The organism is Campylobacter sp. DY7, from assembly GCF_057802535.1.
Map to the genome: position 1 here is coordinate 19,772 of NZ_JBYJAU010000004.1, position 16,146 is coordinate 35,917.

The window sequence follows — 16,146 nt, forward strand, 5'->3', positions numbered from 1 at the left end:
AATTCCTATTTCAAATTCTTTGAAAGTTCTTTAATAGCAAGAGAAGAAAGCATTAGCCCCATTGAGCCTGTCATTCCCATAAACGAGCCTAAACCTTGACACATAGGCTCTTCTTCACTATAAGTCATTTTAAACTTACCTTTAAACTTGCGTTTTTTAAGCTCAAGTCTAACAGCTTTAGCTAAAGCACACATTTTGGTTTTATCCCAGTTAGCAATTTTTATTTTTGTAGGATCAATTCTTTTTGCAGCTCCACCAGAGCTAATAAATTTAATTCCTTTTTCATAGCAAATTTCAGCCAAATCACACTTAGCCTTAACATCATCAATACAATCAATCACTAAATCAAATTCTTTATCCTTTAAAAACTCTAAAAAGCTTTCTTTAGTAATTAGTAGCTCATAACAATTTGCATTATAAAACTTAGCAAAAACACTAGCTTTACTAAGCCCTGTATTTTCAGAATGTAGTTGGCGGTTGCAATTTGTTATATCAAAATAATCCTTATCAATTCCGCTTACATTAATCCCAACTCTAGCAAGTGAGCTAAAACACATTCCACCAACGCCACCAAGCCCACAGATTAAAACTTTTTTATTTGTTAATTCTTCGTAATTTTCGGCAAATAAAAGCCTTGACCTTGTATATTTATCATTCATTTTCTAGCCACTTCTTAACTTTTTTTATTTCTTTTTTTGCTGTTAGGTTTAGCTTTATTGGGGTTATACTTGCATAGCCACGTCTTACGAAATCAATATCATCATTACTTGCTTTTACCTTGCTTAAATCATACAAACTATCTAGCCAATAATATTCTAAGCCCCTAGGATTTTTTTGCATTTTGCTTGAGAATACATATCTCATTTTACCCATTTTACAAACTTTATAACCTTTATAATCACTCTCGCAACTTGGATAATTTACATTTAAAAATCTTCTTTTTTTAAGTGGATTCATCTTAAGTAATTTTAAGATTAATTTAACGGCAAGTTTGCTTGAACGCTTAAAATCTACTTCTTTTTCGTAAAGTTGTGAAAAAGCAATAGCATTTACTCCACATAAAACGCTTTCCATACAAGCAGCTGCCGTGCCTGAATAAGTGATATCTTCGGCTAGATTTGCTCCATTATTAATCCCACTTACTACTAAATCAGGCAATTTGTCCTTAAAAATAGTGCAAAATGCAAGATTTACGCAATCACTCGGAGTGCCATCTTTTAAAGCATAATAATTTTTCTTCATTTTTACAAAGCTTAGTGGGTGATTTAGGGTTAGCGAATGTGCGCATGCACTTTTATTAGACCAAGGAGCTACTACAAAAACTTCTAAATCTTTAATTTTTTTAAGCCTTTTTCTAAGAGCAATAAGACCTGCTGCGTCGTATCCATCATCGTTTGTAAGAAGTATTCTCATATTTTACCTTTTCATATCAAAATCTATAAATAAGCCTATTTTTTTATTATTATTTAATAATTCTAATCTATATCTCATAGTGCTTAATAAGCATGAGCTTACTACAAAAATGCTTTCATAATCACCATTTTCTAAGCGTATAAAATCAGCTTTTATTACTCCCATATCCATATTAAGCCCGTATAAATTAAGGCTTAGATTATCGTATTTAGGTAAGCCTTTAATTATTAATTTAGATTCTTCCATAAAACGAATAGGGCGGTTTAGTATCTCAAAGCTAATTTGCTTTCCTTTAAAGCTAACTTCACAAATATCTTTATTTATAGAGCATTTAAGTGGAGTATTTAAGTAATTTTCATCAATTTTTTCATCATTACAAGCAATAAAAAAAAGTGCTATTAATATTAAAAAAGCTTTCATTTTTTACTCCTAAAAACTGCAACTAAACTAAAGATTAGCAATATTAAAACACTAATTATTAGCCACATAGGTGAATTGAAATTACTTTGTTCTCCTGCATAAGAATGCTTGCCAACTAGATAATAATTAACCCCAAAATAAGTCATTAAAATTGAGCCAAAACTCCATAAGCTAAGCAAACTTTTAATAAGTTCTGATTTTAATTTTAAATGAACTAATATTGCATAAATTAAAATACTAATTAAAGACCAAGTTTCTTTAGAATCCCAGCCCCAGTATCTTCCCCACGATTCATTCGCCCAAATAGCGCCTAAGAAATTGCCACAAACTAATAATAATAAACCTAAAAGATTTGCTAAATGCATTTGAATTAGTGCTTTTTCGTAAGGTCGTTTTATGATAATACAAACTAATTTTACAAATGCAATCAAAGCACTCAAAGCAAAAAAGCCATAAGAAGCTGTAATTAAGCTTACATGAATGCTAAGATAAGGGGAATTTAAAACAGGAATTAGGTTTGTAATTTGTGGATTTATATCGTTTAAATGAGCAGTCATTAATACAGCAACGCTAAGTAATAAACATAAGCTTAGCAAGAGATTTTTTCTAAATACAAGTCCAGCAAAAACAGAGCTTAAAGCAATATAAATTAAACTCTCATAAGTATTGCTAAGCGGAGCAAATCCAGCCACAAAACCCCTTGTAATGATTAAGGCTAGATGAATTATAAAAAGAACTAAGCTTAAATAAAATATGATTTTGCTTTTATTACTTATAAAAAATAAAGATATGAAAAATAATATCAAATAAGCTAAACATAGATTATAAAAAACATCATATTTATTAAGAAATATTTCAGCTTTTATTTGATTTTCGCTAGGTAAAAAATCTTGCATTTTTTGAAGATTTTTGATTTTTTCTAAAGCAATATTAGCTTCATCATAATTGTTTGTTTTTTTAGCAATTAATAATGCGCTTAAATAATCATTTACAAGCTTTTGATTTTCTAAGCTTACATTATTTGCAAATGGGCTTTGCAAGTGATTTTCGTTTGGCAATATTTTGAATAATTCTCCTGTGAAAATTAAATAAAGAATATTTACGCTTTCATCAACTCTAATTAAGTCTTTATCATAATCATTAAAATTTGCTTCGCCTTTTGCATAAGTTTTTTTAAGCTCATCTTTTAATTTATAGCTTGAGCCTTCGTAAAAATCGCTAAATTTTGCTTGTTTTTCGCAGTTTAAAAACTCTCTTAATTTAGGATTTTTTACCTTTATTAATCTTGCTTCATTTACATAATTAACATCACTAATTAGCCTAAAAATCTCGCTACTTGCATTAGATATATCAGGACAGCCTATTTTATTGCATAAATTTTTTGAATATGAATAAAATGGCAAAAATCTGTCATTGTAATCTTGAATAATTAAAGTGTTTAAATTATCTATATGATTTGCTCTTAAATTAGTGCTAAAAAATACTAAAAATACTAAGCTTAAAGCCTTAAAATAGCTTATGGTTTTTTTGCTAAATAGATTTAAAAAGCAGCCTAAAAATAATAAAAAATATCCTATATAAGTAGGGGTTTTGCCTAAATCTTTATTCGCACTTAAAATTGAGCCCTTTAAATCTTCATCGTATGAATGCTGAAAATACCTAATGCCTTTATAATCAAGCACTTTATTCATAGCGATTTTTGTATGAATGTTTTTATCTTTATCAATTATTACAATTTCGCTCTCATAATCTTTTGGACTATTGCTGTTTGCATAAGTTATTAGATTAAATCTTTTTAGATAAATATCAAAATCAAGCTTTAAGCTTTCTTGGCTCCACAATATTTCATAATCATTTATTTTAATACTATCATTTAGAGCTAGGATTATATTTTCTTTTGATGATCCTATTTTAAATTCCACTTTAATTGCTTGTAAATTACCCCCACTCATACTAAGAGCGTCTTTTGAATGAACTAAATAATTTAAAGCAGAAAATGAAAAATCATCTAAAGTATATATTCCATCTTTTAGCTTAAAATCAAAATCAAGAATTTGATTTAGGAATTTGATTTTTTCATTTGTAGCTACATAAAACTCATTATCTTTAATATAAAAATTTACATAATTATTTAAGCTTGTTTTATTAAAGCAAAAATTAGTTTTGCCAACTAAAAGACAATCATTATAATTAATCTCAACATCGCTATATCCACTTGCGAAGTTAAATCTTAATTTTAAATAACTTGGGTCGTTTAAATTATCGCTTTTTACTTTAGTAAGACCTGCTTCATTACTAAAATCTAAAAACTTTAAACTAGCATTATTTAGCTTTAGGCTTTCGTTTAAATTATCCGTGCTAATTATTTCATCATTATGTTTTAAGATTAATTTGGTTTTAGTGCTTTTAATCTCGTTAGCTTTATTATCAACTCTTAAATGAATTACCCCTTCAAAGCCAAAAAAATGTGTAAGCACTGCACCTATAAAAATAAAAATAAAAGAACTATGTATTAAAAATAATGAAAGATTTTTATAAAGTTTATATTTAAATATACAAAAAATTGTGCTTAAAAATAACAAAATCATAATTAAGTAAAAATACCAAGCATTATAAATCAAGCTATTTGCATAAGCTGTGCCATTTTTGCTCTCAGCAAAAGTTGCAATCATACACAAAAATGCGAATATAAACATATAAAATAAACTAAATTTTAAAGAAAAAATCTTATTAAAAAACTTCATAAATTGCTAACCTTATTTTTAAAATCTTTATTAGTTGATAAATTTTATTATCTAAACTTAAATTATTATTTTATAATAAAAGCCTTAAAAAATAGAAAAATTACAAAATTTTATTTCATACTATTTATATCTTATTTTAAATTTATAAATTATATTTATTTTTTTAAGTTTTTTTAAGAAAGCTTTAAATGAAAATGGACTAAACTTTAGTTCCAAAATATTTTTTAAGGAGAATGTTATGAAACGATTATTGGTGCTTAGTGCCTGTATTAGCTCAATGCTATTTGGTGTTACGCCGCAAGCTGATGGTATAGAACCTAGAACTCTTCATGATTATGTAAATCAAGAAACTGATTTTATAGAGTTTTTAAAAGATCGTCACCCTATGTTTAAATACGAAAAAGAAGGCAGATTAGTAGGAAAATATTCTATTTCAAATCGCCAAGAAGAATTCGTAGAATTTGGTGGTGCAGCAAACTATGAGAAAGACAAAGGTCATGGTGCTTCAATTACATATCGCTTAGGTATGGAAAGTATTTTAGATTATCCAAACAAATTCGTTGGTCCTAAAAAATGTGGAGAATGCCACCCTGCACAATATGAAGCTTGGCAACGCTCACGCCACTCAAAAGTTATTCGCTTTCCTGATGAGCTAGAAGAAGCAGGAGGAGATCCTAAAAAGCCTATGTATGGAAGTAGCGAAGCTACAATTTTACCTAAGGGTGTTGAAGCTGATGATGTATTCGTTATCGTAGGAACTCCTAGAACAAAATATGGTTTTATTGATAAGTGGTTGGTTCGTGGAACTTATCACATTGAAGATGGAAAATTAGCTGATGGAACAGGTAAAATGGTTGCTGGTGGTAATCAATTCTCACGCCTTTGGGTTGAATCACTTACACCTGAAGTAGCGAAAAAAATAGCTGAATTTTCTCCAAATTTCCCTACAAAATTAGAAGATTTTGGCAAACAAACTTCAAGCGTTTGGGGAATTAACTCTTATGGTTCTACTTATAAAGAAAAGATGATGTTTCAACCTGCATCTGCATATTGTGAAGTTTGCCATAGCTTTAAATTTGACTTCAAATCTAAAGAAGAGTTTTTAGCAGCAATCGGTAATAAAGATGAACTTAGAAAACACGCAATTTCTAAAGGAATTAGCTGTGAAGAATGCCACGGAGCAGGAGCTCATCTTTATGGAGCAAGAGGTGCTGGTATGCCAAGTAACTGCGAAAGATGTCATCAAAGATTTGCTTATGATAGTGAAGACGCTAAGATTGATCCAAGAAAGCCATTTAATAGCTACTTTAAATCAGCATGTCCATCTTGTGGAACAGAAGGCTCACAAATGTATAACACAATGCACTATGATAAAGGTATGAGATGTTCAACTTGCCATGACCCACACGAAGTTACAGCAAATGATTGGAAAGACCCATATACAAAAGTAGGGCTTAAGAAAACTTGTAGTGATTGCCACGAAACTCAAGCTGATATGTTTAAATACGGCGGAGCACACTCAAAGGATAATTGTACAGGTTGTCATATGCCAAATATGATGAGTTGTGAAAACTTTGCAAGCGTTCAAAACCCTGATAAAGGTGGATTTGATAATGTTCGTGCAAGCCATATTTGGAAGATTTATGTAGATAAAGACGCAAAAACTCTAAATCCACCAGCAGGCAAGCCAAGAGACCCACAAAATACTAAGGGTTGGACAATTGCTAGAAAAGATGGAAAATTCTTCGTTGATTTAATGTGGAGTTGCGGAAGAACTAGCTGGAGTGATGTAAATCTTGTTGGGCCTGGTGCAAGCGGATGCCATAGTGCAGTTCAATCAACTTTACCAAAAGAATTACACTTTACAGACCAAGAGCAAATCTATGATAAGGTTATGGAGTGGCAATTACCTGTTAAAGAAGGATTTAAAAAACTTGAGCTTGCAATTCGCAAAATTGATAGAGAACAAGCAAAAATGGATAATTTAAGCACAAAAGTTAAAGCTGAAATTATTCTACTTACAAAAGAAGCAAGAACAATTTATGAAAAAATTGAAAAAGACGGCAGCTGGGGTGTGCATGGTCCAAAATATGCTCTTAAATTAATAAATGAAGCATTAGTTTATGCACAACAAGCTCAAGATTTATTAGATGGTAAGAAATAAAAGGCTAGGGGTTTTCCTAGCCTTCGTGAAAGGATAAAATATGTTGTTAAGACTTATTTTTGCCATCTTTTTAAGCTTTAACCTTTTTGCATCAGAAGGCGATTTTGCAGTAGTTGATGGGGTAATTCCCATATCTATGGCTGATGTAGAAAAAGAATTAGGTAAAAAAGATGTTTATATATTTGATGCAAACACAAAAGAAGAAAGAATAAAATACGGCTATTTAAAAGGCTCTATTTTTATTAATACTCCTGAATGGGTAAGTTTATTACCTAGCAATAAAGATGCTAAGATTATTTTTTATTGTTTAAATAGAATGTGTTATGCAAGCTCTGATGCAGCTTTAAAAGCACAAAAATTAGGCTACACAAATGTTCGTGTAATGCTTGATGGAATTGAAAGCTGGATTCTTAGTGCAAGACCTATTGAAAAAGGCGGAATAAAACCACTTGTAAAAAGCTATGATATAAATAGTTGGCATGAAGGTAGTGAAGTTAGTAGTTTTAAAGATGAGTTACATAAAAATCTAAGATTTGGTAATCTTCCTGCTTGTAGAGATTGTCATGGTGATAGTGGAAAAATCAATGAATTAGCAAATGATAAAGATAATGTAAATAATAACTGCTCAAGCTGTCATAAAGAAGTAAAATCTGAGTTTAGCGGAAGTGTTCATGATAAAAGAACAAATCCAAGAGAAAAATCTCCATCATGTTCGGATTGCCATAATGTGCATGATAAACAACAATTAACTTCTTTAGCTGTTAAAAAATTAAGCGATGTTAAATGTGGAAGTTGCCACGAAAAAGAACAAAAGCATTATCATGAAACATTCCATGGTAAAGCTATGGTTTTAGCACAAGATGGTGAGAGTAAAAAAATAGCTGCTTGTTTTGACTGCCATGGAGCACACAATATTCATAAACCTGAAGATAAAAAATCAACGCTTTATGGTGAAGCAAAAATCAAAACTTGTGAAAAGTGCCATGAAGGTGCTAATGCTAACTTTAGTGATTTTATAGCTCATGCTGACCATACAGATAAAGAGAATTTCCCATTACTTTATTGGGCTTATGTATTTATGACAGGGCTTGTAATTAGTGTATTTGCATTCTTTGGCTTACACACGTTCTTGTGGAGTATGAAACTAATTTATATGAGTATTAAATATAAAGATGAGTGGCGTGCAGCAAAAGAAAAAATGCATAAAGATAAGGTAAATATTAAACGCTTTAGCACATTGCATAGAATTCAACATTTCTTCGTAGCTTCAAGCTTCTTAGGACTTAGCTTTAGTGGTTTACCACAAAAGTTCTATACAGCTCCTTGGGCGCAAACTATGATTGATATGATGGGTGGAATTGTAATGGCTACTAAGATACACCACTTTAGTGCATTTATTATGATAGCAGTGTTCTTAAGCCATATTGCTGAAGTAATTTATAATTCTTGGATTAAGCGTGACGCTATTCGTGATGCTAATGGAAAACTAAGCTTTAAATTATTCTTAGCAAAATTATTTGGACCTGATAGTTTAATGCCTAGAATGCAAGACTTAAGAGATGTTGTAGCTCACTTTAAATGGTTTATTGGTAGAGGCGAAAGACCTAAGTTTGATAGATTTACTTACTGGGAGAAGTTTGATTATATAGCAGTATTCTGGGGTATGTTTATTATAGGATTTAGTGGGCTTGTATTATGGTTCCCTGTTGAATTTACAAAGATTTTACCTGGCTTTATGCTAAATCTTGCAACGCTTGTGCATTCTGATGAAGCACTTTTGGCTACTGGATTTATTTTTGCAGTTCACTTCTTTAATACTCACTTTAGAGCTGATAGATTCCCAATGGATATGGTTATATTTAGTGGAGAATTAACAGAAGAAGAATTAAAGCACGATAGACCTGAATGGTATGCAAGGCTTAAGGCTAGTGGAAAATTAGAGAGCCTTAAAAATGAAAGCAATTCTTTTGCTAAGTATTTTTATTTTGCAAGAGTTGTTGGATTTTTAATGCTATTTACTGGACTAATTTTTCTGTTCTTGATAATTTATGCATTTGCAGATATGTTGATAGGTTGAGTTGATGAAAAATAAAGATGCTAATATAATTTTAAGTTTTATGGCTTCTTCTTTAGTTACTGCAGCACTTATTTTAAGTGCTTGCGGTAACGAGAAAAAAGAGCCTGAAATGGTGGTTAAGGATTTTGTGCTTTTATGTGAAGCTGGAAAAATGAATGAAGCTTCAAAACTTCTTGCAAAAAAGAATAATGTAGATTATTTTAAGAAGTTTCAAGATAAAGGTAAGGATATGATTTTTATAGATTATGATTACAAGGGTAATGATGATACTATTGAAATGAGCTTTACTAAGAAGAATAAAAGTAGCGAAATAGCTGTGGTACAAGTTGATACAAATTATAAAATACAGCAGCATAAATTCAGTAAAGATGTGATTTTACACAACGAAAACGGCGAGTGGAAAATCTACGAATACCCTTCGCTATATCCTGTAAAGGTTAAATAGGAATTTCAAATTCCTATTTCAAATTCTTAAAAAAACTTTGGAATTTGAAATAGGAATTAGGATTTTTAATAAATTATTTAATCATTATAAAACTTCAAGCTTTTGGTATAATCTTTCAAAAACAAAGGTTTAAAATGAAAGATATTATAAATGAATTAAAACAAGTTTTTGAGTTTGAAAGAGAGATAAACGAAACTAATATAGCATTAGATGAAACTCAACAAACACTCACAATAAAAAATATTGCGATTTTAAAAATATTAAACATTTATAAAAACAAATATAGATTTAATTTTAGTAATACAACTTTCAAAGTAAATATACTTGAAATACTGCAAAAGTACAATATGGATAAAATTAAATTCCTAGATTGTATTTTTTTAAAAGAAAATCAATTTCTAATAGAAGAAAACGATCAAATTAATTTTGATATTGAATTTTTAAATTGCAAATTTAATGATAATTTTAGCTTATTTGGTTTGAAAATTCAAAATGAAATAAGTTTTGAAAATTCTACTTTTAAAAGTGAAATAAAGAAAATAAATATTAATTTTGAAGAAATTGATTTTGCAAATAATGTAATTTTTAAAAATACTAAATTTTACGGAATTACAAAATTTTTAGCTTGTAATTTTGAAAAAGATGTTGATTTTAGTAAAACATATTTTTACGATGAACTAATAGTATCAGCTTGTGAATTTAAAAAATATGAAAAATCTTGCCTAAATTTCACAGATTCTAATTTTTATAACCAAGTAGAATTTTCAGATTGTAAATTTTATAATGATGTAAAATTTATTAATTTAGAAAATGGTCAAGAAAGCAATATTGATTTTAATGATTTTGATATTTCTCACAGTATATTTTTTGCTAATTTAGATTTTACAGAAACAAAATTTTATCAAAATATTAGTTTTGAAAAGTGTCAAATAAATGAAATAAAAGGTCTCAATAAAACTTACTTTTACGAACAAGTTGGGTTTGAAAATTGCAAATTTAATAAAAATATAGATTTTAGTAATTCTAAATTTAAAAATTTATTTTCATTAAAAGAATGTAGTTTTAAAAGTCTTGCTAATTTTGAAGAATGTACTTTTGAAAAAGATGCTAATTTTGAAAAGGTTATTTTTTATTCTCATGATATTGACTATGAAGGTGTTGTAAATCAAACAAGATTTACAAAAGCTACTTTTATGGGAAAAGCTGATTTTACTAAAGTCTCTTTTAATACTAGACCAAGTTTTAGTAAGACAAAATTTATAAAAGATGCTATATTTAATAGCATACAGCCAAGTCATCATATATATTTTAAAGATTCTGAATTTTTTGAAAATGCTGATTTTAAAAATATTGAAAAGCTAAACCACTCTTATTTTGATAGGGTAATTTTTCACAAAAATGTTGATTTTACAAATACTAATTTTATTGATTATGTAAGCTTTACTCAAGCTAGCTTTAAAGGTTCCGCATATTTTAATAATGCTATTTTTAAAAACTTTATAAATATGTCAAATTGTACTATAGATGATGTTGTAAGTTTTTATGATGCTAAATTATATTATACACCATATCTATCAGGTGCAAATATAGATAAAAATGCTAGGTTTAATCTAATGTATATTAAGCAAAATCATAAGATTGATATAGAGCAAGCCGTTGATGAATATATGGAAAATCTAAAAGAAGATAAAGAACACATTAGAAAAAACAAAGAATATGGCAAAATAGAAATAGCTCAAGGTTTTAGAGAGAGTTTTCGTATACTTAAAAGCTATTTGATAACTAACCATAATTTATTAGAAGCTTCATTTTATAGGGTAAATGAGTTAAAAGCAAAAGAGCTTGAAATGGATTTAACCAAATATAAATTAAGTCTTAGTGAAAAATTAGAAAAAAGATTATTTCAGTTATATAAAATAACTAGCAATCATCATTCAGATTTACTCTTAATAGTATTTACTACTCTTAGTGTAATAGGTGGGTATTATTTATTTAGTATTGCAGTAGAAAGTTGTTTTTTTGGTTTTAATTGTGATATTATAAATATAATTAATTATGGGTTTTATTTTTTAGTATCTATTGTATTGTGTTGTATTGTTTTTGCTTTTATTGAATGTTATTTTAATATCAAAATTTGCCTATATGGAATTAAGCGTTATGTGGTTTTTGCACTTATTGCTAGTTCATTGTGTGGAATAATTCAGGCACCAAGCATTATCACTCCATTTATAGGAGTATTTTCAGATAATGCCAAAAATTATTTTTTAAATAAAGCCATAATTAATCTTGAAGATTATCAATCTATAAGTATTGCAAATAGGCTAAATCCAACGGCAATTTATCTAAACGAAAGTCAAGCTAAAAAAGATTTATTAGCTAATAAAGACATAATAAAAGAAGATGAACTTATTTTAAATGCTTATAATGAAGCTTTACTAAAAGGTAAAAATGCTGATGAGTTTATGAGTAGAATTAATATAATTTATTATATTCTTATGATTTTATGTTTATTTTCTTTACAAAAAACAGCTAGAAAAAACTCTATAATTCCTAATTAAATTCCTATTTGAAATTCTCAAATAGGAATTGTGATTTTTAGCCGTCTGCGTTGATTTTTGCTATTAGTTCGTTTAAAACTTTTTCGGCATCTTCGTGAGATACTTGGCAAGTGCCTGCTGCTTCATGTCCGCCTCCGCCGTATTTTAGCATTAGCTCTCCGATATTTGTTTTGCTAGTCCTATTAAATATGCTCTTACCTGTTGCATAAACCATATTTTGACCTCTAAAGCCTAAGATTTTATGAATAGAGATATTGCATTCTGGATAAAGCGCATAAATCATAAAGCGATTGCCCGGATAAATAATTTCTTCTTTGCTTAAATCTAATACAACTAGATTTTTATATACTTTTGAGCATCTTTTTAATTGTTCTTTAAATTCATTTTCGTATTTTTTATATAAATCACTTCTTTCAACAACATCAGGTAATTTCATAATATCATCAATTTTGTGATTTTTGCAATAATCAATTAAATCCATCATAAGGTTATAGTTGCTTATTCTAAAGTCGTGAAATCTTCCAAGACCAGTTCTACTATCCATTAAAAAGCTTAAAAATTCCCAACCTTTAGGCTCAAGCACATCTTCCATTAAAAATTGTGCGCTATCAGCTTTATCAACTGCAACCATCATATCATCCCATTCTTTAGGGAATTCTACGCCTTGTTTAGTGTAATAATCATACACAACTCTAGCAGCACTTGGTGCATCAGGTATTATAATATGATTATCAGCCTTACCATTTCTAATACTTTCGCTTTCATGATGATCAAATACTAAATGTGCATTAGGGCAATACGGCAAGTTTGTTACTATATCATTGCTTGTAATTTCTATTGTGCCATCTTGCATATCTTTAGGATGAACGAATTTAATATCGCTAATTAAATCCATATGTTTCAATAATACAGCACATACAAGTCCATCCATATCACTTCTAGTTATTAATCTATATTTATTCATTATTTTTCCTTTGCTTTTTGATTATTTTTAAATATTTTATGCTATTTGATTGCATTTGTTTTACTTCATAATAGCAATGTTCGTCTTCACAACGCTCTTTTTCACTAGGAACATGCCCTAAGCGATTGAATATATATCCGCCTATGGTTAGCTCTTCTAATTCATCATCGTATTTTATATCAAGCAATTCTTCAACGCTTTCAATATCAAGCCTTCCATTTACGATATAAATATCATCGTTTATTTTTCTATAATCTTGTTCTTTTTTATCGTGCTCATCATTAATATCACCTACTAATTCTTCAATAATATCTTCCATAGTAAGCAATCCTGCAGTTCCGCCGTATTCATCCATTACTATTGCTGTATGGATTTGCTCTTTATTCATTTGAACTAGAACCTTTGAAATACTGATATTTTCAGGAACAAAAAGAACTTTTCTAACACATTCATTTAGGTCTTTATTTTGATTATCTAATAAATCTCTAATATGAATCATACCTAATACATTATCTTTACTAGCATCTATGAAAGGAAATCTAGTGTGTTTATAATCATGAACTATTTTTATATTTTCTTCATAAGTATTGCTTTTGTTTAAGCATATCATATCGCGTCTTGGAGTCATAATCTCTTTAGCTACAATGTCGCTAAAATCAACTGCATTTTGGATAAGTTCAGTTTCAAATTCATCTAAAACTCCACTTTTTTGGCTTTCACTTGCTATAAATTTAATTTCTTCTTCAGAGTGAGCTGCGTGCTCGTTTGTTTTTATTCTTAACATTTTTAAAATTGATAAAGATAAAAAATCAAATGTAGCAATAAAAGGTGCAAAAATTATTCTAAATAAATAAAGTGGTCTTGCTATCCATAATACAACGGTTTCAGTCTTTGCTATCGCTATACTTTTTGGAACAATTTCGCCTAAGACAACATGTAAAAGCGTAATTAATATAAAAGAAATAACAACAGAAACACTATGAATTGCGATAGGATTTACATTAAAATTAGATAAAAGTTTGTTTAATAAAACTGCAACAGAACTCTCGCCCAACCAACCAAGAGCAAGTGAGCTTAAAGTAATTCCTAGCTGAGTAGCTGATAAATAAGTATCTAAGTTTTTATACATTTCTAAAGCTAATTTAGCGTTAGTTCTTCCTTGATTTACAAATTCTTCTAGCTTACTTTTTCTAATTTTTACAATGCTAAATTCAGATAATACGAAAAATCCATTTAAAAAAACACAAAATAATGCTAAAAACAGCATTAAAGCTGTATAACTGGGGTCCAAAAAATCTCCTTTTTTCAAAATAAAAACAAAAATTATAAACTCACAAGCTTAAAAATAAGTAAGTAAGATAAATAAAGCTATTTTTTAGATAATTTGCTTAGGAATTTCATTTAGGAATTTGAAATTCCTAATTTAAATTCTATAAATCAAACATATGATTTAAAGGGCCTCTTCCAGCACCTAATTTTGGTGCGTTTTCCATAGCGTTTTGAGTATAAATTTTTGCATTTGCAACTGCACTTAATTTATCTAAGCCATTTGCTAGATTTGCAGCTATTGCAGCGCTTAGAGTACAACCTGCTCCGTGGTCGTTTGAAGTTTGCAAGTTTTTACCACAAAGTTCGTGAAAATCTTTTCCATCATAAAAATAATCTACTGCTAAATCAAAATATTTTCCACCTTTAGCCAAAACGCTTTTAGCTCCTAAATCAATTAGTTTTTTAGCTGAATCTTTTAATTTTTCTTTTGAATCAATGCTAAATCCGCAAAGAAGTTCAGCTTCAAGTTTATTAGGTGTTAAAACATCGGCAAATTGTATGAATTCTTCTACATATAATTTAAAATCTTCATCGCCAATTAATCTAAACCCACTTTTTGAAAACATAACAGGGTCAATTACTATATTTTCTGGCTTAAATTCTTTAAATTTTGCAGTGATTAATCTAATTAAATCAGCATCTCCCATTAAACCTGTTTTAAGAGCTTTTGGTCTTATATCATTAAAAACTGCATCAAATTGAGATGCAACAATTTCTTTATCCATAACACAAGCACCATAAACACCTTGAGTATTTACAGAATAAACACCTAAAACCACTGCCATTCCAAAAGTTTTATGCATTGTAAAAGTTTTTAAATCAGCCTCAAGTCCGCTACCCCCACTGCAATCACTACCTGCAATCGTTAGAACTGGATTTAACATATAAGCTCCTTAATATGAATTAGAAGCGAAATAATACTTAAAAATTTATAATTTTATTATAATATTTGCCTTTTTTATTAATTTTTTAGGAACAAATATGTTTAACATTGATATAAACTTATTTTCATACATTAGCGTTAGGGCGTTTTTAGCTTTTTTATTGTCTTTTTTTATGACTTTAATTATTATGCCACTTTTTATTTCTTGGGCAAAAAACATAGGTGCAAATCAACCTATCTTAAGTGACGCTCCAAAAACTCATCAAAAAAAGTGCAATACCCCTACAATGGGTGGAGTGATATTTTTAGGCTCAACACTTCTTTCAAGCCTTATTTTTGCTACTTTTAATGTTTATAGTATTTCTGCGTTTTTGTGTTTAGTGTGTTTTGGTGCGATTGGAATTATTGATGATTTAGGTAAGGTTTTAAAAAAGGCTAATAAAGCAGGGCTTAAACCACGCTCAAAAATGCTTTTAATGATAATTGCTTCATTAATTACCTTACTTCCTATTATGATTTTTAGTGATTTTAGCACGGAACTTTTCGTTCCTTTTTATAAATATCCAATAATAGATATGAAATATTTTGCTCTAATTTTTTGGATTTTGGTATTAATTTCAAGCTCAAATGCCATTAATCTAACCGATGGTCTTGATGGCCTTGCTTGTGTTCCTAGTGTGTTTTCTTTATTTACATTATCTGTGTTTTTATATCTTAGCTCTAATGCTGTGTATGCTAATTATTTATTATTACCTAAGGTTAGTGGTGCTGAAGAATGCGTTGTAATTGCACTTGCATTAATTGGTTCTTTACTAGGCTTTTTATGGTATAACTGCCATCCTGCGCAAGTATTTATGGGAGATAGCGGTTCGCTTACATTAGGGGCTATTGTTGGGTATTTAGCGATTATTTCAAAGAATGAAATTTTACTTATATTAATAGGTTTTGTTTTTGTGTGCGAGACATTAAGTGTTATTTTACAAGTTGGAAGCTTTAAGATTTTTCATAAAAGAATTTTCAAAATGGCACCTATTCATCATCATTTTGAGCAAATCGGTTGGAGTGAGAATAAAATAATCGTTAGATTTTGGCTGATTGCGTTTTTATGCAATGTATTTGCATTAATTACTATTAAATTAAGGTGAGATT

At 29.0% G+C, this 16,146-nt stretch carries 12 protein-coding genes; 5 read left to right on the top strand and 7 right to left on the bottom strand.

Features of this window, described 5'->3' with window-relative positions; genetic code table 11:
• Positions 1 to 5: 5 nt before the first annotated feature.
• Genes AC1B00_RS03570 through AC1B00_RS03585 form a run of 4 tightly spaced genes read right to left on the bottom strand, consistent with a single transcriptional unit; the run spans position 6 to position 4,577 of the window.
• Positions 6 to 659, bottom strand: coding sequence for a tRNA threonylcarbamoyladenosine dehydratase (locus AC1B00_RS03570; protein ID WP_488848157.1), 654 nt, complete (start codon positions 657 to 659; stop codon positions 6 to 8).
• Complete coding sequence (gene surE, locus AC1B00_RS03575) at positions 652 to 1,413, bottom strand: 5'/3'-nucleotidase SurE (RefSeq protein WP_488848158.1); 762 nt, start codon at positions 1,411 to 1,413, stop codon at positions 652 to 654. The genes AC1B00_RS03570 and surE overlap by 8 nt, the downstream gene beginning before the upstream one ends.
• 3 nt (positions 1,414 to 1,416) lie before the next feature.
• Positions 1,417 to 1,833 (bottom strand): hypothetical protein, encoded by a 417-nt coding sequence (locus AC1B00_RS03580; protein ID WP_488848160.1) that lies wholly within the window; start codon positions 1,831 to 1,833, stop codon positions 1,417 to 1,419.
• Positions 1,830 to 4,577: a cytochrome c biogenesis protein gene (locus tag AC1B00_RS03585; protein ID WP_488848162.1), complete on the bottom strand. Its 2,748-nt coding sequence runs from the start codon at positions 4,575 to 4,577 to the stop codon at positions 1,830 to 1,832. The genes AC1B00_RS03580 and AC1B00_RS03585 overlap by 4 nt, the downstream gene beginning before the upstream one ends.
• 238 nt (positions 4,578 to 4,815) lie before the next feature.
• Here AC1B00_RS03585 and AC1B00_RS03590 point away from each other — a divergent pair, with 238 nt between their 5' ends.
• From AC1B00_RS03590 to AC1B00_RS03605, 4 genes are all read left to right on the top strand, one after another.
• Complete coding sequence (locus AC1B00_RS03590; protein ID WP_442862381.1) at positions 4,816 to 6,741, top strand: cytochrome c3 family protein; 1,926 nt, start codon at positions 4,816 to 4,818, stop codon at positions 6,739 to 6,741.
• A 40-nt stretch (positions 6,742 to 6,781) separates the two neighbouring features.
• Positions 6,782 to 8,818, top strand: coding sequence for a rhodanese-like domain-containing protein (locus tag AC1B00_RS03595; RefSeq protein ID WP_336610939.1), 2,037 nt, complete (start codon positions 6,782 to 6,784; stop codon positions 8,816 to 8,818).
• A gap of 4 nt (positions 8,819 to 8,822) precedes the next feature.
• A complete protein-coding gene (locus AC1B00_RS03600) occupies positions 8,823 to 9,263 on the top strand; it encodes a hypothetical protein (RefSeq protein WP_239817301.1) in 441 nt (146 codons plus the stop codon).
• A gap of 134 nt (positions 9,264 to 9,397) precedes the next feature.
• Complete coding sequence (locus AC1B00_RS03605; RefSeq protein ID WP_488848164.1) at positions 9,398 to 11,821, top strand: pentapeptide repeat-containing protein; 2,424 nt, start codon at positions 9,398 to 9,400, stop codon at positions 11,819 to 11,821.
• 37 nt (positions 11,822 to 11,858) lie between these two features.
• Here the strand turns inward: AC1B00_RS03605 and AC1B00_RS03610 are convergent, their stop codons facing one another.
• The 3 genes from AC1B00_RS03610 to thiD all read right to left on the bottom strand — a co-directional run bounded on the left by AC1B00_RS03610 (position 11,859) and on the right by thiD (position 14,998).
• Complete coding sequence (locus tag AC1B00_RS03610; protein ID WP_488848165.1) at positions 11,859 to 12,785, bottom strand: DHH family phosphoesterase; 927 nt, start codon at positions 12,783 to 12,785, stop codon at positions 11,859 to 11,861.
• Positions 12,778 to 14,052, bottom strand: coding sequence for a hemolysin family protein (locus AC1B00_RS03615; protein ID WP_239818546.1), 1,275 nt, complete (start codon positions 14,050 to 14,052; stop codon positions 12,778 to 12,780). The genes AC1B00_RS03610 and AC1B00_RS03615 overlap by 8 nt, the downstream gene beginning before the upstream one ends.
• A gap of 163 nt (positions 14,053 to 14,215) precedes the next feature.
• Positions 14,216 to 14,998, bottom strand: coding sequence for a bifunctional hydroxymethylpyrimidine kinase/phosphomethylpyrimidine kinase (thiD, locus tag AC1B00_RS03620; RefSeq protein WP_239817298.1), 783 nt, complete (start codon positions 14,996 to 14,998; stop codon positions 14,216 to 14,218).
• A gap of 97 nt (positions 14,999 to 15,095) precedes the next feature.
• Here thiD and mraY point away from each other — a divergent pair, with 97 nt between their 5' ends.
• Positions 15,096 to 16,142 (top strand): phospho-N-acetylmuramoyl-pentapeptide-transferase, encoded by a 1,047-nt coding sequence (gene mraY / locus AC1B00_RS03625; RefSeq protein WP_488848166.1) that lies wholly within the window; start codon positions 15,096 to 15,098, stop codon positions 16,140 to 16,142.
• Positions 16,143 to 16,146: the final 4 nt, after the last annotated feature.